An 18,364-nucleotide genomic window follows, 5' to 3' on the forward strand; every position below is an offset into this window, starting at 1 on the left:
CAAGATCGCTATTTGCTTTGGTAAAGTTATCTATTTATTGTTTATTTAGATTTTCTGCGGCTAGTGCAGCTTGTACCGACGGTCGTTTTGCAATGCGATCGAAATAAATCATTAAGTGTTTATATTGATTGAGATCAAATTTCATGGCAAATGCCCAACGTAAAATAGTAAATAGATAAGCATCCGCTACAGTAAAATGGTTTCCTTGCAGGTATTCGTCCTTTTTTAAAACTTCATCTAAATAGTTGAATTGTGCCTTCAGTTTTTCTCGTAGGATTGCCTTATATTTCTCTGGTGTTTTCGAGTTAAACAGAGGGCTAAAGCTTTTATGGAGCTCGGAAGAAATATAGGTAAGCCATGCGATGGTTTGATAACGTGATAAGTTATCAGTAGGCGCAATCAGATGGGAGTGTGGCATCTTATCTGCCAGATATAACACGATGGCGACACCTTCAGTCAGCAAGTTGCCATCGTCTAATAATAGTGCGGGAACTTGTCCTTTGGGATTGATGGTTAGATAATTTTTCCCAGACTCCGTCTTTTTTTGCATTAAATCCACTTTTTCTAACGTAAATGCTTGTTTTGTTTCTCGTAACACGATGTGAGGGGATAGCGAACAAGCGCCGGGACTATAGAATAGTTTCATTTCGAGCTCCTTTAAATAATCAATTATTGACAATCATTTTCATTACACACGGATCTAATTTTGAAATTATCTATTTATTTTTATTTTTTTATAGAGGTCGAGTCAATTTTTTTTGTATTTTTTAAAAAATTTAAATCTTATTAAAATCAATTTATTCTATTTGTAAATAAATTTTAGACATGTTAGTTTATTTAATCAATAATTAAAAAGGAGTAATTTTATGAGTGAAATATTATGGATTACCTTGCCATCCAATGAAGAAAATGAACTGAAAGAAGTTATTAATTTAATGGTTAGTAAAAATTTAACAAATTTAAGTATTAATCAATTAATTGAGAAACTAGAAAATAATCAAGCAGCAAATTGGTTAGCCGTGCTTAGTCAATATAATTCGATACCATCCATTCATAACATTGATGCTTCAGAAATGCTTGTTAAAGCTAAAAAAGTAAGAGATAAGTTTGGGCAGCGAGGGTATCCACAATTGAAAGATCGAGAATTTGAACCTCGAGAGTTGCTTAGTTTAGTTATTTTGTGCTATTCCAATCCTAATTTAATCGGTCCTAAATTATGTCGAGCGTTAAATGAAAATGATGTTGCGGCAATAAAACATGAAATACTTGAAAATTCTTCTTATGTACGTGAGCAGCGTAGAGTGGTTCCTTGGACTATTAATTTACGCTTAGCTAATTATGCACTTTATGCCAATGATACATCCGTTAGATTACCCGTCGAGGTTATAAATAGAGTTAAAAATGAAACTATTCAAAAAAGGCTTACTGTCCATATCATGGATCAGCGAGGTGGTTTTGATGAATGGGTTAATGGTACTGAGAGAGTGAATCGAAACAAGAGGACCGAATCCGAGATAGATACCTATGCTATATTGCAAAGCTTACAGTCATCAGAAGAGGGTGTTTTTCCGGATGAAAACTCCCAAAAAGCGAGGTTACCTTTGATTTTTACAGAGGTTAATCCGCCTGATGAGGTACATTCACTTATTATTCGAGAAGCATCTTTACCTTCGGAAACAAGTAATGAAGCAACGGTTAATAGTTTGAATGGTGTGATAGTGGGAGGCTTAGTGCTTTTTCATGTCGTAAGTCAAATACCCGTCGTGGGTCCTGTAATGCGTAATATTGGTAGCGACCTTGCGACAGCGGGTAAATATGTTGGAAATTTTTTCTCAAAGAATCATTCTGTAGAACAACTTGAGCAAAAAACAGCACAGTTATCGCCTACAGCTAAATCTTGATGCGTCCATGAATAAAAAGGTATTGGTTATGAATATCAATACCTTATTCTTGATCAAGAAAGCTACGCAAGGGTTCTGATCGAGTAGGATGACGTAATTTACGTAATGCCTTGGCTTCAATTTGTCGAATACGTTCACGAGTCACATCAAATTGTTTACCCACTTCTTCCAAAGTGTGATCGGTATTCATATCAATACCAAAGCGCATGCGTAATACTTTTGCTTCACGCGGTGTGAGCGATGCCAGCACTCTTTGTGCTGTTTCACGTAGACCTTCGATGGTAGCGGCATCGATGGGTGATAAGGCGGTGGCGTCTTCGATAAAGTCACCTAAATGAGAATCACCATCTTCATCGCCAATCGGTGTTTCCATGGAAATGGGTTCTTTAGCAATCTTAAGTATTTTACGGATTTTATCTTCCGGTAAACCCATTTTTTTACTGAGATCTTCAGGTGAGGGTTCTTTACCCGTTGCTTGTAATATTTGACGTGAAATACGATTTAATTTATTAATCGTTTCAATCATATGTACCGGAATACGGATAGTTCGTGCTTGATCGGCAATGGATCGGGTGATGGCTTGTCGTATCCACCAAGTGGCATAGGTTGAAAATTTATAACCGCGCCGATATTCAAATTTATCGACGGCTTTCATTAAGCCAATATTACCTTCTTGAATTAAATCGAGAAATTGTAAACCGCGGTTGGTATATTTTTTGGCGATAGAAATAACAAGCCGTAGATTGGCTTCGACCATTTCTTTTTTCGCGCGTCGTGCTTTCGCTTCGCCCGCTGACATTTGGCGATTGATTTCTTTGATTTCAGCTATTGTCATGCCAATTGTTTTTTCTAATTCACGTAACTTGTTTTGTGCAGCGGTGATAGGAATATACAAAGATTTTAGAGTTTGTGAATAACTTTTTTTAGCATTGACATGTTTTTTTAGAAAATTTTCATTGGTCTCGTTTTTTGGAAAAGTACTAATGAAAAGTTGGCGTGGCATTTTGGCTCCATTAATACATAAACGCATGATGACACGTTCTTGAATTCGAATTTTTTCTAATAGATCGCGCATTTTGCGCGTCAATTTATCAAGCTGGCGTGGAATTAATTTAAATTTAGTAAATGCGTCGGCTAATAAGGTAGCTTGTTTTAATGTTTTTTTATCATGGCGACCTTGTTTTTTTTGCGTCGTAATATACGCTTCATAGAGTGCTTTTAATTCGGCAAAACGAGTATGCGCTAATTCTGGATCGGGTCCACCATCTAGCTCATTAAATCCTTCATCGTCATCTGTTGTACTGATTTTAGCTTTGATGTCGTCGCTATCATCATCAGTATCTTTATCCTCAGTGCTTTTATCTTCGCTAAAACTTTCATCCTCTGTTTCAGCTTCAACGGGACTATTTTTTCCGGGTGGTAATTCGAGCGGTATGGATAATTCTTCCAGATCGAGAAATCCACTAATAATGTCATTTAGGCGGATTTCTTGTTGTTCATAACGCGCATAATCACTCAGTATATCAAAAACATTTTCTGGATATTGAGTGAGGGCAGCGAGTATCGCTTGTAAACCTTCTTCAATACGTTTGGCCAGTTTAATTTCGCCTTCGCGTGTGAGCAATTCAACGGTGCCCATTTCACGCATATACATTCGTACCGGATCGGTTGTCCGGCCTAATTCAGCTGCGATATTACTTAGAATATTCGTGTTTTCTGAGCTACTCTCTTCTTCTGATGAGTTATTAGCGATACTCGAAGAGAGTAAGGTTTCCATGTCAGGTGGAACTTCATAAACAGGTATGCCGATATCATTGAGCATCAAGATAATTTCATCAAGCTGCAGTTGCTCTTGCTCAGCTTCAGAGATAATATCTTCCAACAGATGGTCATTGATTTCAGCGTAAGTGACAAATCCTTGCTTTTTACCATGTGCAATAAGCTCTCGTAAACGGGATTGTTGTTGTTCGAAATCCATAGCTGCGCTTGACCTCTTGGGAAAGTAATAATTTTATTATATACCTAATTAAGATAAACCTATAAACCTTTAACGTCGAAAAGGCAAGCCCTTTAAGGCAAAAAATATGCTAATACTCAGTTTAGGTACAAACTTAGGCGATAGTTTTAATAACTTACGCTTAGCGTTGCAATTATTACAAAAAACACGGACGATTGCACCTAGTCAAATTTCTCCTCTTTATAGTTCATCAGCACTACTACCGGCCTATGCACCTGTGGCTTGGAATAGACCTTTTTTAAATCTAGCAGTGGCTTGTAAAACAGAGTTATCTCCGTTAGAGGTGCTTAAGCTTATTAAACAGATTGAGCGACAGCTGGGTAGGGAAGAAAATCAACGTTGGGCGCCAAGAATTATCGACATTGATATTTTGGCTTGGGGTAATTGTGTGATTGATCAGACTGGTCTAAAAATACCACACACAGAACTATTATCTAGACCTTTTGCTTTATGGCCTTTGCTTGATGTATGGCCAGATTGGCAACATCCAACAGCAGAATTTGCTGATATATTACAGCGTTGGGGTTCGCGTTATAGCGGTGATAAAGCACCTTGTGGGACGAAACAACTTCCGCATCGTTTAGAAGGAAGCGCCTTAGTGGGAATATTAAATATAACACCGGATTCTTTTTCTGATGGAGGTAAATTTGTAACCCTACCTAATGCACTGGCCCAAGCGGAAAAATTGGTACGTGAAGGAGCTGAAGTGTTGGATATAGGAGCCGAATCGACTCGGCCAGGCGCAACGCCCATTTTACCAGAAACGGAGTGGGCACTATTAAAGCCTGTTTTAACCACCTTAAAAGAGCAGTGCAAACAATGGGCATTTAAGCCAAAGATTAGTATCGATACACGGCATCCTATCGTAGCAGAAAGAGCGATGCAGTTGGGTATTGACTGGATTAATGATGTGAGTGGATTTATTGATCCTAACATGCGTGCATTGGTAGCGGGTAGCTCGGTGAAATGTGTTGTCATGCATAACCTTGGCGTTCCAGCCCAGAAAAATGTCGTACTCGCTTCGTACCCTAATATCTGTGAACAAATAATAGATTGGACCGAGCAACGTTTCGACGAATTACTAGATGCTGGTGTCGATGCCAATCAATTCATTTTTGATATGGGTATAGGTTTTGGTAAAACATCGCAACAATCCATTTTTTTGTTAAAAAATATCGAGCAATTCCGTCGTTTAAACTGTCCCTTGTTAGTAGGTCATTCACGAAAATCTTTTTTAAGCTTAATAACAGAAAAGGCTTTTCCAGACAGAGATTTTGAGACAGCGATAGTGTCCTACCAGTTGGCAGTGCAGGGTGTGGATTTTTTGCGCGTCCATAATGTGAGTTTAAATGCTGAAGCCATTGCCATGGCGACACAATTCATTTCATCGGATGAATTAATCAAGCCTAATGTAAAAAGAGAAAGTTTTTATTGCGAAGAAAATTAACTTTCCCAGATAAGATCTAAGTCTCGTACTGCCTTCACCTCATCTAAACGTTGATGACTTAAATGATGCGGCGCATTGTTTAAATGCGTTGGATTTTCTTTTGCTTCGATAAAAATTTTTTCCATAGCCGTTATAAACTGATCTAATTCTTGTTTGGATTCTGTTTCGGTAGGTTCTATCAATAAGCATTCTGGAACGAGTAAAGGAAAATAGGTTGTTGGTGCATGAAAACCAAAATCAAGTAAACGTTTTCCGACATCCATTGCGGTGACATTAAATTGCTTAGATAAGACTTTTAATGTCAAAATAAATTCATGACTGGCGCGCCGTTGTGGAAAAGCGGGAATATATCCAATTCGTTGCAATCGTTTAAGTAAATAATTGGCATTCAAGGTGGCGAATTCGGATATTCGTTTTAAACCATCACGACCTAATAAGCGAGCATAGAGATAAGCACGTAAAAGAATTCCTGTATTTCCCATAAACGTGGATAAGCGACCAATACTTTGTGGTCGGTCTTGTAAATTAAGCCATCGATAACGATCTTGTTCGAAAGCAACGGTGGGTATGGGTAGAAAGGGCAAAAGACGTCCTCCAACAGCAACAGGTCCCGCACCGGGACCGCCGCCACCATGTGGTGTGGCAAACGTTTTATGCAAGTTGAGATGCATGACATCAAACCCCATATCTCGAGGCCGTACTTTACCTAAAATTGCATTGAGGTTAGCGCCATCGTAGTAAAGTAACCCACCGGCTTGATGGATAATGTGGGCAATCTGTTCGATTTGCCTTTCAAAGATTCCTAAAGTCGAAGGATTGGTTAACATGATTCCCGCCGTATGGGGTCCTACTGCGGCTTGCAAGGCTTCTAAATCGATATCACCTTCAATGTTAGTGGGGATTTCACGAACTTTATAACCACACATGACCGCTGAAGCAGGATTGGTACCATGTGCAGCATCGGGAATCAGAAATTCTGTCCTGTCATGATCATTGCGTGAGGCGTGGTAGGCTTTAATCATGGCAACACCCGCAAATTCACCTTGTGCGCCTGCCATCGGTGTTAAAGAAACACCGCACATACCGGTGATAGCTTTTAGAATTTCTTGAAATTCATACAGACAATGTAAGGTGCCTTGACAATATTCTTCGAGTAATAAAGGATGTTGATTAAGAAAAGCAGGTAATGATGCCAGACGATGTACACCACGTGGGTTGTACTTCATCGTACAGGATCCAAGTGGATAGAAATGTGTGTCGATAGAGAAGTTTTTTTGTGACAGGCGAGTAAAATGACGTACCACTTGTAATTCAGAAACTTCAGGTAAAGAAATTTCTGTTTTACGCAATAAATTTTCGGGTAGTGAAGAATACTTAAACGGCTGTAAATGGGGTGGAATTTGCGCTTTTGCCGTGCGACCTGGTTGACTTAGTTCAAAAATAAGCATAAAAATTTTTACGATATCGTCTGTAGTAATTTTGATAATTCTTGTTGATAAAAGTTTAAATCAGTCTGGTTTTTGGTTTCTGTGACACAAATTAATAGAGCCTGATCTAATTCAGGATAAAGCCTTGATAGATCATAGCCTCCTTGTATTCCTACTTTAGCTAAACCATGTAATAAATCAGGAACAGGTTTAGGTAAACGAATCACAAACTCATGAAAAAAAGGACTACTGAACATTAATTCTACACCGGGTATTTGGGTTAATAGATCAGCGAGTTGTTGTGTATGGTGATGAGATGCGGAAGCGACTTGCTGTAAACCTTTGGGCCCTAATAGACTCATATAAATCGTAGCTGCAGTGACTAATAAACCTTGGTTGGTACAAATATTCGATGTGGCTTTTGCGCGGCGTATATGTTGTTCGCGAGCTTGTAGCGTTAATGTAAATCCGGGCTTACCGTTTTTATCCACGGTGCGGCCCACAATTCGTCCTGGCATTTGTCGCAGCCATTCTTTTTTGCAACACATAAAACCAAAATAAGGTCCGCCACCTGCCAGTGGAACACCGAGCGCCTGTCCTTCACCGCATACGATGTCAGCGCCTTGTTCACCCCAACTCCCAGGTTCTTTGAGCAAAGCCAAGCTAATGGGATTGGTGACAGCAATGACAAAAGCCTGTTGAGCATGTGCCCAGTCACTTAACTGATCCACTTCTTCTAGGGATCCAAAAAAATTAGGTTGTGGTATGACTAAAGCGCAAATAGCTTGTTGTTTCCAATGATCGAGCGTTGAGAGCAATGTTTTACCTTGTAATGGACAATAAGGTAATTCAATGAGTTCAATGGCTTGTTGAGTAACAATCGCTTGTAAGGTTTGTCGATAATGAGGGTGTAAAGTGCGTGGAATTAAAATTTTGGTCGATTGCGTTTTTTTGTTGGATCTAACGGCCATCAAAACCGCTTCAGCTAAAGCAGAGGCGCCGTCATAAAGCGAAGCATTAGAATAATCCATGCCAGTTAGACTCGCCATCATGGTTTGATATTCGTAGATTAATTGCAACGTTCCTTGACTTGCTTCGGCTTGATAAGGTGTGTAAGCCGTCATAAATTCACCGCGGCTAGCAATATCCCAAACCACCGCAGGAATATGATGTTCATAAGCACCGGCACCAATAAAACAGAGTCCGTTCTTATTTTCTAGGCCACGTTGCGCTGTTAAACGTGTCATCTCCATTTCAGTTAAGCCAGAAGGAATAAGATTTAATTCGGGGGTTTTTAAATGAGGTGGAATTTCATCAAAAAGATCGTCAATGTGATGTACACCCAATGTCGCTAGCATTTCTTGTACTTCGACATCAGTATGAGGAATAAATGGCATGTTAGGCCTCAACCAAAATTTGTTGTTCGTAAGTTGCAAAATCCAATAGATTTTCTAATTCACTTGGATTGGAAAACTGAAGCCGAAATAACCATCCTTGTCCATAAGAGTCGGAATTGATGAGTTCGGGTGACTCACTCAGTGTGGTATTGATTTCAGTGACTATACCTGAAAGCGGCGTATAAACATCGGCCGCTGCTTTTACGGATTCTAAAACACAGGCTTCTTCACTTCGTTTTAAAATCTTTTTAATAATAGGTAATTCAACATAAACGATATCCCCTAACAATTCTTGAGCATGTGGGGTAATACCAACGCAAGCAATATTATTTTCTTCGAGTCGAATCCACTCATGCGTAGTCGTATATTTTAATAATTCGGGTAGTTTTTTCATGATAATTACTCTTTAATAAATTCAATTTCTTATGAAGATATACTCTAAATAAAAGTTCTTTTTCCTTTTCGTATAAAGGGAGGTTTAATGATACGTACCTGGTATTGTCTGCTGCCCATGATGACATCACAATAATCTTTGTTGTGTGCGTAAGGTATTCTAGCAAAAGCGATCGAACTACCTAAAGTAGGAGAATAGCTTCCACTAGTAATTTCACCTTCTCCTTCAGAAGTAATAATTTTTTGTTGTTTACGTAAGATACGACCTTTTTCTTCTAGTATTAAACCCACTAATTTACGGCTTAGATTTTGTTGTTGTTGGATGAGCGCTAGTCGGCCAATAAAATCTCGATCGATAGGATCCCAAGCAATCGTCCACGCCAGATTGGATTCTAAAGGGGTGGTAGTCGCATCCATGTCTGAACCATGCAAATTCAATCCGGCTTCGAGACGTAAGGTATCTCGAGCCCCTAATCCACAAGGCTTGCTACCCAAGTCTATTAAACGTTGCCAGAAATGTTCAGCTTCTTGTAGAGGTAAGATCACTTCTAGGCCATCTTCTCCGGTGTAACCTGTTCTAGCGATGCACCAATTATCACGTTCAACACATTGGAAAGGTTTTAAATCCCTAATCAGGGATTGTTGACTTGCGCTAAATGCTTTACTTGCTTTTGAAATGGCGTGAGGGCCTTGGATAGCGATAATTGCAAGATCGGTTCGCTCAACAATGGAAGTAGAGGAAAAATTCGAGGCATGTTTTTTCATCCAATTGAGATCGGATAGGCGATTTCCTGCATTGATGACTATGCGATAGCGTTGTTGCGAAAGTTGATAAACAATTAAATCATCTAAAATACCACCGGCATTATTTAACATGCAGGTATATAAAGCTTTTCCTGGAGCGAGCCGTTGCGGGTTATTGGCTAATAAAAAACTGAGATAGTGAATCGCATTTTCCCCCGCAATATCGACGGCTAGCATATGCGAAACATCAAATAAACCACTGTCTTGTCTGACGACGTGATGCTCTTGTATCTGAGAGCCATAATGCAGAGGCATTTGCCAGCCTGCAAAATTGACGAGTATTGCTCCGTTTTTTTTATGTTGTCCGTGAAGAACAGTTTTATTTTCCATTGGCTTGCCATTTCATAAGTTTTCAATACCTAATTATAACTTGTGGCTAATAAATTACTATAGTTTGACACGAGCCTTTTGTTGTATATACCACTTATGCAATGGTATAAACGTTTCGCGAACTGAACGAAACGGTATCTAAAAATAAAATAAAAAATCACTTTGTTATGGCGAGCGAAAATAATGTGCAGGCCATCTAGTCATTTTGCTGAAAAAAATTAATTCATATGAGACAGAATGCCATCTAATTCTTCTAAACTATTATAATGAATGATGAGTTGACCTTTTCCTTTAGCGTTTTGTTTAAAATAGACTTTGGCCCCTAATGTTTCGGATAATTTACGTTCGAGTTGTTGCACATCCGCATCAATTTTTAAAGGGATCACTATTTCAGCGTTAATAAACGTTCCATTTTGTACTAAACGTTCTGCTTCGCGAACAGAGAGTTTATTTTTGACAATTTTTTCAGCCGCTTGAATTTGTAGGTTGCTCGATAGACTGAGTAAAGCTCTGGCGTGACCCATTTCGAGTTGTCCTTGCTGCAATAAAAGCTTTACTTGTGGCGCTAAGCTTAATAAGCGGAGTAAATTGGTAATCGTGGTGCGCGATCGTCCCAACGTGGTAGCAATTTCTTGATGTGTTAATTTAAATTCATTAATAAGTCGTTGTATCCCTTCCGCTTCTTCGAGTGGATTCAGATCTTGACGTTGAATATTTTCAATCAAAGAAATAGCGAGTGCGGTTTCGTCTGAGATTACCTTGATTAATACGGGTACTTCATTGAGCTTAGCCAGTTGAGCGGCGCGCCAACGACGTTCCCCGGCAATAATTTCATAGCGATTGTCGCCAATAAGACGGACTACAATAGGATTGATAATGCCTTGTGTGCGAATGGAATTGGCTAAATCTTCGAGTGCTTCTTTAGCAAACTCTCTTCGAGGTTGATAACGACCGGCTTGTAACCATTCTATGGGTAAATGACGTAATTCTTCTTTGTGAGGTTTGGCTGTTTGGACGAGGTCCTCAAAAGGTTGACCACTTAATAGCATGTCAAGATTGCGACCTAAACGTGATTTTTTCATCATAACACCTGTTCAACAGACGGAGTTTTTTCGTAGTTTGAGCGTTTTTTTAAAAAAACGTTTGAGGGTATATCAGTAGGTGAATTGACGGATGGGATAGAACAACCATCCCGTGTTAATACTTCTTTAGCTAAACTTAAATAGGCTTGGCTCCCATTTGATTGAGGATCATACAATAAAGCAGGTTGGCCATGACTCGGTGCTTCAGCGAGTCGAATATTACGTGGTATCAGTGTGGTATACATTTTCTCTTTAAAATGCGTGAGTAATTCTTCTGAAATTTGTTTGGCTAGACTATTTCGACCATCAAATAGCGTACGCAGTATGCCGTGAATCTGTAAATGTGGATTAACCGTGGAACGTAAACTTTGCAAGGTGTTCATCAGATTGCTTAAGCCTTCTAAAGCAAAATATTCACATTGCACCGGGATGATGACGAAGTGAGCAGCTACTAACGCATTGACGGTTAGTATATTTAAAGACGGAGGACAATCGAGTAAAATATAATCGTACGCATCGGCCAACACGCTTAGCTTTTTTTTGAGTGTGTATTCACGTTGTTCAATTTTTAATAATTGAATTTCCGTCTGTGTTAAATTCCCTGAACCGGGTATCAATGTATAATTTGCTGGAGTAACAACGAGACTCTGTTCTATTGGAACTTCATCTAAAAGGACTTGGGCAATATGAGGATCGAGGTCTTTTTGCAAAAGACTACCTGTGGTTGCATTGGCTTGAGGATCGAGGTCAATTAACAGTGTTTTTTGTGCTAACAAGGCCATCGATGCAGCAAGATTAATACAGGTTGTGGTTTTCCCCACGCCCCCTTTTTGATTTACGATAGCGATAATTTTGCCCATAATGCCTCATAATCTAGCTTGACAGGTTTGGTATAGTATAACGGCTCAGTGCAAACTTGCTAATTATCATTGTTATTGGATAATGATTCGAGTCAACAGACCTCTATCATATCCACAACGAAAAATTTTCGTTGAATAAAAGGGTTTTTTCATGTTGAAATTTTTACTCGCCTTAGCCTTGCTATTGGCAATTAGCTTTACAACGCCTAGTATAGCAAAGCCCATCCATATTATCGCTGCCGAGAATTTTTATGGTTCTGTTGCAAAACAAATCGGTGGGAATTTTGTCCAAGTCACCAGCATTCTTAATCAACCCGATCAAGATCCGCATTTATTTAATTTAACCCCGAGTGTGGCTAAGGTTTTGGAGCAAGGAGATTTAATTGTTTATAATGGCTTGGGCTACGATCCTTGGATGCAGAATTTATTGAATGTTGGCTCAGGTTCAGCAAGAACTGTTATTTGCGTCGCTGATTTAATACATAGAAAAGAAGGAGCTAATCCGCATATTTGGTATGATCCTAATACCATGCCCATCTATGCTAAGGTATTACGCGACTACTTGATCAAGCACGATCCACAACATCAAAAGGAATATCAAGCGCACTACCAACAGTTTATTGCACAACAACAAAATTTATGGCAACGGATAAAACAAATAAAAGCGCAACATAACGGGAGTTCGGTTATTGCGACAGAGCCGGTGTTTGGATATATGGCGCAGGCTTTAGGATTTCGTATGCAAGGAATTCCGTTTCAACTCAGCATGATGAATGGAGTGGATCCGAGTCCTAAACAAGTGCAAACGTTTCAACGTCAGTTGCAACAACATCGCGTCAAACTGGTATTTTATAATAGTCAGGTGAGCAGTCCATTGGTTTTGCATTTGTTACAACAGGCTAAATGGTTGGGAATTCCTATCGTCGGTGTTATGGAAACCCAACCGATGCATACTACTACTTATTACCAGTGGATGCGAGATCAATTAGAACGAGTGGAGCAGGCTTTAAATGAACGCCATCGAATTTAAACAGTTTAGCCTTGCCTATGGGCAACGCTGTATTTTTCAGAATTTCACTGCAGACATTAAGTCCGGTGAATTTGTTGCGATTTTAGGCGCTAATGGTGCTGGAAAAAGTACTTTGTTGCGATCGATATTAGGTTTAATTGCTCCATCCAAGGGCGGTATTTCATTATTCGGACAAGCCGTACATAAAGGTGCCGCTTTTATTGGTTATATGCCACAAATGCGCCAAAATAGTGGTAATAGTTTGAGTGCTTACGCTTGGTTAGGCGCCAATTTAAATGGATACCAATGGGGTTTGCCAGTTTTAAATTCAGAACAAACCGAAGAATTGCAGCGTGTTATTCAGTTAGTCAAAGCTGAAAAGATTGTCAATCGACCTTACAATCTTTTATCAGGAGGAGAGCGTCAACGTTTATTATTGGCTCAAGCCTTATTGAATAAACCAAAAATTTTACTGTTAGATGAGCCGTTAATGAATTTAGACCCTTATTACCAAGCCACGTTGGTCAGTTTAATTGATGATATTCGTTTGCAACATGGGATTACCATATTGTTTACTTCACATGATATTAATCCGTTATTAACCAGCGTTGATAGAGTACTCTATTTGGCGAAAGGTAAAGCGGTGATTGGTTTAGTTAATGAAATTATCAATAGTAAAAAATTAAGTGAACTTTATGGGTTGGATATACAGGTTATTCAGCATGAACAGCAACTTTTTGTTATAAATAAAGAATTAGGATTCCATCATCATGTCAACCATTGTCGACCCGACCTTGATCATTTCGCTGTTTGAATATCATTTTCTATGTAACGCACTGTTAGTGGGTACGATTGCAGCGATATTAGCCGGTTTCGTTGGATACTTTATGGTCATTCGCAAGTTAGCTTTTGCGGGTCATGCATTAGGCCATATTGGTTTTGCTGGAGCGACCGGCGCAGGTTTAGTCGGTTTAATGCCGGTCACAGGACAGTTGATTTTGACGATATTAGCAGCCATCGGTATGGGTAGCTTAGGTCACCGAATAAGTAGAAGCGATGTGGCTATCGGCATCATTTTGGCATTGGCACTAGGACTCGGTGTTTTATTTTTACATTTTTATACGAGTTATGCGGCGCAAGCGATGACGATACTCTTTGGTAATCTCTTAGGTGTTTCAGCGCATTTAATAAAAATGATGTTGATCTATTCTATTTTTAGCCTGTTAGCCTTAAGTGTCATTGCCAGACCTTTATTATTTGCTAGCTTAGAACCCGAGTTAGCGGAAGCGAAAGGTGTTTCTTTGCCGCTGATTTCTATTTTGTTTATGATCATTGTGGCAGTTGCGGTAACCGAAGCCAGTCAAGTGGTCGGTGTGTTATTAGTGTTTACTTTATTGATAGGGCCTTCCGCAGCGGCTTTAAACTGGACTCATCATATTTTAAGTGGTTTATTTTTAACTGTACTGTTTGGTATTTTAATCGTATGGTTAGGCATCATTTTAGCATTTATTACGGATTGGCCTATTCCATTTTGGATTAGTGCGTTGGCAGCCGCTAATTACTTTTTGAGTTTTATCGGAGGAAAAGCCAATCATTAAACAAAAAAGGAGTTAGTGGTTACTAACTCCTTACGGATTGAGTTTAATTGCGTTTATAAATTAATCATCCCAATTTAAACTTCCGCCAGTTTGGTATTCCGTTACGCGGGTTTCAAAGAAATTCTTTTCTTTTTTGAGATCAATGATTTCACTCATCCAAGGTAAAGGGTTGCTAACACCAGGATATTGTTCAGGCAAGCCGATTTGTGTGAGACGTCGATTGCCGATGAAACGTAGATAATCCCACATCATGTTAGCATTTAATCCAAGAATACCACGCGGCATGGTATCTAAAGCATATTGATATTCTAGATCAACACCTTCTTTGACGAGGTCAATGACATAGCGTTTGAATTCGGGTGTCCATAAATGTGGATTTTCCAGTTTAATTTGATTGATCACATCGATACCAAAATTTAAATGCATCGATTCGTCGCGTAAGATATATTGAAATTGTTCGGCGGTTCCGGTCATTTTATTTCGTCGTCCCATGCTGAGGATCTGTGAAAAACCGACATAGAAAAATATGCCTTCGAATATCACATAAAAAGCAATTAAATCGCGCAATAGACGTTGATCATTGCCGGGTGTGCCGGTACGAAAACTAGGATCGGCTAAGCTTTGCGTAAAAGGAAGCGCCCATTCTGTTTTTTTAGCCACGGTCGGTAATTCGCGGTACATATTAAAAAGACGTGCTTCATCCATACCTAAACTTTCTATGACATATTGATAAGCATGCGTATGCAAAGCCTCTTCAAAGGCTTGTCTGAGTAAATATTGTCGACACTCTGGATTGGTAATATGACGATAGACAGCTAAGACCAGATTGTTCGCAACCAAAGAGTCAGCCGTTGAGAAAAACCCTAAGCTGCGTTCTATGATCAAACGCTCATCTTCACTTAATCCTTTTGGATCGCGCCATAAGGCAATGTCTGCCGACATGTTAACTTCTTGTGGCATCCAATGATTAGCGCAGGCCGCTAAGTATTTTTCCCAGGCCCATTTATATTTAAATGGCACGAGTTGATTGAGATCGGCACGACAGTTGATGATCTTCTTGTCATCGACTTGTACACGGGCTGCACCTATTTCGAGTGTTTCTAGACCGGTAAAACCACCGGTGGCATGTTCAGTGCTCATCGTTTTAGGATCCTCAATTTTGTTTATGAAACTAGTAGTCTATTGACATGATTCGCAACCTGGGTCGAGTATCGAGCAAGCAGGGCCGGCAGTACTATCCATTGGTACTGAATTTAAGTGACTTTTTTCTAAGGTTGCTTTTTCAGTATGTGTAGCGCCCATCGTCCGTAAATAGTAACTTGTTTTTAATCCTTTCAGCCAAATTTGTTTATAGAGTTCATCTAATTTTTTACCAGAAGCTTGTGCCATGTAGAGATTTAACGATTGACTTTGATCAATCCATTTTTGGCGGCGCGATCCGGCTTCAACGAGCCAATGGGTGGGAACTTCAAAGGCAGTGGCATAGAGTTGTTTTAAACTATCAGGGACACGTTCAATTTTTTGCAAACTACCGTCATAATATTTAAGGTCATTTAGCATCACGGCATCCCATAATCCGAGTAGTTTTAAATCTTTGACTAAATACGGATTGATTACGGTAAATTCGCCGGACATATTGGATTTTACAAAAAGGTTTTGATAGGTCGGCTCAATCGATTGCGAAACGCCACAGATATTGGAAATCGTGGCGGTTGGTGCAATGGCCATACAATTCGAGTTACGCATTCCTTCTTGCATCACTTTTTTACGTAATGTATCCCAGTCTAAACGAGCAGTTCGATCTTGGTCTAAGTATTCACCACGGGTTTTTTGTAGTTGTGCAATAGAATCTAAAGGTAAAATTCCCTGACTCCATAATGATCCCTTAAAACTTTCATACGAACCCCGTTCTTTGGCTAAATCACTGGAAGCTTCTATGGCGTAATAGCTAATCGATTCCATGGAGTGATCGGCAAATGTGATAGCGGCTTCTGAAGCATAAGGGAGTCGTAATTGATATAAGGCGTCTTGAAAACCCATCAGACCTAAGCCGATAGGGCGGTGCTTTAAGTTAGAACGACGTGCTTGCGGCACGGTGTAATAATTGATATCAATGACATTATCTAACATGCGAATCGCAGTGCGGATAGTACGACGCAATTTTTCTTGATCGATTTCTCCTGATTCGGTTAGATGTTGAGGCAAGTTAATACTTCCTAAATTACAGACGGCTATTTCATCAGTAGAGGTATTGAGCGTAATTTCAGTACATAAATTGGAGCTATGAATGGTCCCCACATGTTGTTGTGGTGAACGTAAGTTGCAAGGGTCTTTAAATGTGATCCAAGGATGTCCGGTTTCAAATAATAAACTCAGCATTTTTCGCCATAGATTGGCTGCTGGAATTGTTTTGAAATTTTTAATTTCACCGCGCGCGACTTTGGCTTCATAGGCGTGATATTTTTCTTCAAATTCTAAACCAAATGCATCATGTAAATCAGGGGTTTCATCAGGTGAGAATAAAGTCCAGTTTTCTCCTTGCATGAGTCGTTTCATAAATAGATCAGGGACCCAATTGGCGGTATTCATATCATGCGTACGACGCCGATCATCACCCGTATTTTTTCGTAATTCTAAAAATTCTTCGATATCTAAATGCCATGTTTCTAAGTACGCGCAAACAGCGCCTTTACGTTTGCCACCTTGGTTGACAGCTACGGCAGAAGCGTTAGCGACATTTAAAAAAGGGACGACACCCAGTGATTTACCATTCGTGCCTTTAATTCGCGCACCCATCGCTCGGACTGAAGTCCAGTCATTACCTAAGCCACCCGCAAATTTTGAAAGTAAAGCATTATCTTTTATGGCACTGTAAATTTGATCGAGATCATCAGATACAGTGGTTAAAAAGCAACTTGAAAGTTGTGGGCGCAAAGTTCCGGCGTTAAAGAGAGTCGGTGTGGAGGCCATGTAGTCAAAAGACGAAAGTAAGTGATAAAACTCAATCGCGCGCTCTTCTTTGTTCGGTTCTTGTTGCGCAAGTCCCATGGCAACACGCATAAAGAACGCTTGGGGTAGTTCAAAACGGATATCATCGGCGTGTAAAAAGTAACGATCATATAAAGTTTGTAAACTCAGATAAGTAAATTTCTGATCGCGTTCAGGGAGTAAGGCTTTACTTAATTTTTCTAAATCAAAGGCTTGTAATTGTGGATCCAATAATTCTAAGTCAACACCACATTTGATATAGTGTTGGAAGTAATGAGAATAGACGCCAGAATGATGGGTGTGAGTGGTAGTCGGCAGATCAAGAAAGTTGAATGCTTCCGTATATAATGTGCGTAATAAGAAGCGTGCGGTCGCATAAGTGTAATTAGGGTCTTGTTCAACCAGCGATCGTGCACTGATAATAAGTGCCTTATCAATTTCAGTGATAGGCATGCCATCATATAGATTACGTAAAGTTTCTTGTAAAATGAGCTCATGTTTTACTTCACTTAAATCTTTACAGGTCTCTGTGATCAATAGGCTCAGTTGGATGAGATCGAGTGGACGTTGACTGCCATCCGCTAAAGTTATTTGTAATTGAACTTCAGATTGTGATTTCGTTTCTGCACGCATTTTTCGCCGTTCTTCACGGTATAACACGTAAGCGCGCGCAACTTGGTGAGCTTCTACACGCATTAAAGCCAGCTCCACTTGATCTTGTATGGCTTCAATGGGCAATGTTCCGCCGTTAGGGTGGCGTTGGTGTATGATATTTGTGACTTGTTGTGTTAGCTGCGATACCCGTTCATGAATACGAGTTGATAGTGCGGCTTGCCCACCTTCTACGGCGAGAAAAGCTTTAGTAATGGCAACTCTAATTTTACTCGGATCGTAATTAACCAGTTTACCATTACGTTTTATAACTTGTAATGTACAAATGGGGTTACTCTCTTGTTCTGCTTCCGCTTCAGGTAGTAGAATCTCTGCGCTGTTAAGCAGAAGAGAAGAAGTCATTAGTTCGGATGAAAGTCCGCTCATGGATGCTCCTTAAAAAGGTTGTGAGGAAATAGGTTTATGGAAATGATATAACACAATATCATGTGGTTTATGT

15 protein-coding genes are annotated in these 18,364 nt (G+C 39.6%); 5 read left to right on the top strand and 10 right to left on the bottom strand.

Annotated features, from left to right (window positions below):
• Window positions 1-34 precede the first annotated feature (34 nt).
• Window positions 35-646: a glutathione transferase GstA gene (gstA, locus tag A1D18_RS01470; RefSeq protein WP_071662051.1), complete on the bottom strand. Its 612-nt coding sequence runs from the start codon at window positions 644-646 to the stop codon at window positions 35-37.
• 220 nt (window positions 647-866) lie between these two features.
• Here gstA and A1D18_RS01475 point away from each other — a divergent pair, with 220 nt between their 5' ends.
• Entirely contained in the window at window positions 867-1,901 is a 1,035-nt protein-coding gene (locus A1D18_RS01475; RefSeq protein WP_071662052.1) for a hypothetical protein, read from the top strand.
• Between the two features lie 43 nt (window positions 1,902-1,944).
• Here the strand turns inward: A1D18_RS01475 and rpoD are convergent, their stop codons facing one another.
• Window positions 1,945-3,879: an RNA polymerase sigma factor RpoD gene (gene rpoD, locus A1D18_RS01480; protein ID WP_071662053.1), complete on the bottom strand. Its 1,935-nt coding sequence runs from the start codon at window positions 3,877-3,879 to the stop codon at window positions 1,945-1,947.
• Window positions 3,880-3,985: 106 nt separating this feature from the next.
• On the opposite strand from rpoD, the gene folP reads away from it, so the two are divergent.
• Window positions 3,986-5,365, top strand: coding sequence for a dihydropteroate synthase (gene folP, locus A1D18_RS01485; protein ID WP_071662054.1), 1,380 nt, complete (start codon window positions 3,986-3,988; stop codon window positions 5,363-5,365).
• On the opposite strand, the gene gcvPB is transcribed toward folP, so the two are convergent.
• From gcvPB to A1D18_RS01515, 6 genes are all read right to left on the bottom strand, one after another.
• Window positions 5,362-6,813 carry an aminomethyl-transferring glycine dehydrogenase subunit GcvPB gene (gene gcvPB / locus A1D18_RS01490; RefSeq protein WP_071662055.1) on the bottom strand — a complete coding sequence of 484 codons (1,452 nt, stop codon included), beginning with the start codon at window positions 6,811-6,813 and terminating at the stop codon, window positions 5,362-5,364. The two genes, folP and gcvPB, sit on opposite strands and share 4 nt — an antisense overlap.
• Window positions 6,814-6,821: 8 nt before the next feature.
• On the bottom strand, window positions 6,822-8,189 hold the full coding sequence (gcvPA, locus tag A1D18_RS01495) for an aminomethyl-transferring glycine dehydrogenase subunit GcvPA (RefSeq protein ID WP_071662056.1): 1,368 nt from the start codon (window positions 8,187-8,189) through the stop codon (window positions 6,822-6,824).
• Between the two features lies 1 nt (window position 8,190).
• A complete protein-coding gene (gene gcvH, locus A1D18_RS01500) occupies window positions 8,191-8,583 on the bottom strand; it encodes a glycine cleavage system protein GcvH (protein WP_071662057.1) in 393 nt (130 codons plus the stop codon).
• A gap of 44 nt (window positions 8,584-8,627) precedes the next feature.
• Window positions 8,628-9,716 (bottom strand): glycine cleavage system aminomethyltransferase GcvT, encoded by a 1,089-nt coding sequence (gene gcvT, locus A1D18_RS01505; RefSeq protein ID WP_071662058.1) that lies wholly within the window; start codon window positions 9,714-9,716, stop codon window positions 8,628-8,630.
• A gap of 218 nt (window positions 9,717-9,934) precedes the next feature.
• A complete protein-coding gene (locus tag A1D18_RS01510; protein ID WP_071662059.1) occupies window positions 9,935-10,801 on the bottom strand; it encodes a ParB/RepB/Spo0J family partition protein in 867 nt (288 codons plus the stop codon).
• On the bottom strand, window positions 10,798-11,658 hold the full coding sequence (locus A1D18_RS01515; protein WP_071662060.1) for a ParA family protein: 861 nt from the start codon (window positions 11,656-11,658) through the stop codon (window positions 10,798-10,800). Before A1D18_RS01515 ends, A1D18_RS01510 begins: the two co-directional genes overlap by 4 nt.
• 151 nt (window positions 11,659-11,809) lie before the next feature.
• On the opposite strand from A1D18_RS01515, the gene A1D18_RS01520 reads away from it, so the two are divergent.
• The 3 genes from A1D18_RS01520 to A1D18_RS01530 are packed head-to-tail and all read left to right on the top strand — an operon-like array spanning window position 11,810 to window position 14,265.
• A complete protein-coding gene (locus A1D18_RS01520) occupies window positions 11,810-12,688 on the top strand; it encodes a metal ABC transporter solute-binding protein, Zn/Mn family (RefSeq protein WP_071662061.1) in 879 nt (292 codons plus the stop codon).
• Entirely contained in the window at window positions 12,669-13,481 is an 813-nt protein-coding gene (locus tag A1D18_RS01525) for a metal ABC transporter ATP-binding protein (RefSeq protein WP_071662062.1), read from the top strand. Before A1D18_RS01520 ends, A1D18_RS01525 begins: the two co-directional genes overlap by 20 nt.
• On the top strand, window positions 13,438-14,265 hold the full coding sequence (locus A1D18_RS01530) for a metal ABC transporter permease (protein WP_071662063.1): 828 nt from the start codon (window positions 13,438-13,440) through the stop codon (window positions 14,263-14,265). The genes A1D18_RS01525 and A1D18_RS01530 overlap by 44 nt, the downstream gene beginning before the upstream one ends.
• A gap of 60 nt (window positions 14,266-14,325) precedes the next feature.
• Here A1D18_RS01530 and A1D18_RS01535 read toward each other — a convergent pair whose 3' ends face one another.
• Together A1D18_RS01535 and A1D18_RS01540 are read right to left on the bottom strand one after the other, a co-directional pair.
• Window positions 14,326-15,405, bottom strand: coding sequence for a ribonucleotide-diphosphate reductase subunit beta (locus A1D18_RS01535; protein WP_071662064.1), 1,080 nt, complete (start codon window positions 15,403-15,405; stop codon window positions 14,326-14,328).
• A gap of 39 nt (window positions 15,406-15,444) precedes the next feature.
• Window positions 15,445-18,267: a ribonucleoside-diphosphate reductase subunit alpha gene (locus A1D18_RS01540; RefSeq protein WP_071662118.1), complete on the bottom strand. Its 2,823-nt coding sequence runs from the start codon at window positions 18,265-18,267 to the stop codon at window positions 15,445-15,447.
• Between the last annotated feature and the right edge of the window lie 97 nt (window positions 18,268-18,364).

Origin of the sequence: Candidatus Rickettsiella isopodorum (assembly GCF_001881495.1) — a bacterium.
GTDB lineage: Bacteria > Pseudomonadota > Gammaproteobacteria > Diplorickettsiales > Diplorickettsiaceae > Aquirickettsiella > Aquirickettsiella isopodorum.

Coding starts and splice junctions, on each gene's coding strand:
- gstA (WP_071662051.1), bottom strand. CDS start 646: ATGAAACTATTCTATAGTCCCGGCGCTTGTTCGCTATCCCCTCACATC.
- A1D18_RS01475 (WP_071662052.1), top strand. CDS start 867: ATGAGTGAAATATTATGGATTACCTTGCCATCCAATGAAGAAAATGAA.
- rpoD (WP_071662053.1), bottom strand. CDS start 3,879: ATGGATTTCGAACAACAACAATCCCGTTTACGAGAGCTTATTGCACAT.
- folP (WP_071662054.1), top strand. CDS start 3,986: ATGCTAATACTCAGTTTAGGTACAAACTTAGGCGATAGTTTTAATAAC.
- gcvPB (WP_071662055.1), bottom strand. CDS start 6,813: ATGCTTATTTTTGAACTAAGTCAACCAGGTCGCACGGCAAAAGCGCAA.
- gcvPA (WP_071662056.1), bottom strand. CDS start 8,189: ATGCCATTTATTCCTCATACTGATGTCGAAGTACAAGAAATGCTAGCG.
- gcvH (WP_071662057.1), bottom strand. CDS start 8,583: ATGAAAAAACTACCCGAATTATTAAAATATACGACTACGCATGAGTGG.
- gcvT (WP_071662058.1), bottom strand. CDS start 9,716: ATGGAAAATAAAACTGTTCTTCACGGACAACATAAAAAAAACGGAGCA.
- A1D18_RS01510 (WP_071662059.1), bottom strand. CDS start 10,801: ATGATGAAAAAATCACGTTTAGGTCGCAATCTTGACATGCTATTAAGT.
- A1D18_RS01515 (WP_071662060.1), bottom strand. CDS start 11,658: ATGGGCAAAATTATCGCTATCGTAAATCAAAAAGGGGGCGTGGGGAAA.
- A1D18_RS01520 (WP_071662061.1), top strand. CDS start 11,810: ATGTTGAAATTTTTACTCGCCTTAGCCTTGCTATTGGCAATTAGCTTT.
- A1D18_RS01525 (WP_071662062.1), top strand. CDS start 12,669: ATGAACGCCATCGAATTTAAACAGTTTAGCCTTGCCTATGGGCAACGC.
- A1D18_RS01530 (WP_071662063.1), top strand. CDS start 13,438: ATGTCAACCATTGTCGACCCGACCTTGATCATTTCGCTGTTTGAATAT.
- A1D18_RS01535 (WP_071662064.1), bottom strand. CDS start 15,405: ATGAGCACTGAACATGCCACCGGTGGTTTTACCGGTCTAGAAACACTC.
- A1D18_RS01540 (WP_071662118.1), bottom strand. CDS start 18,267: ATGACTTCTTCTCTTCTGCTTAACAGCGCAGAGATTCTACTACCTGAA.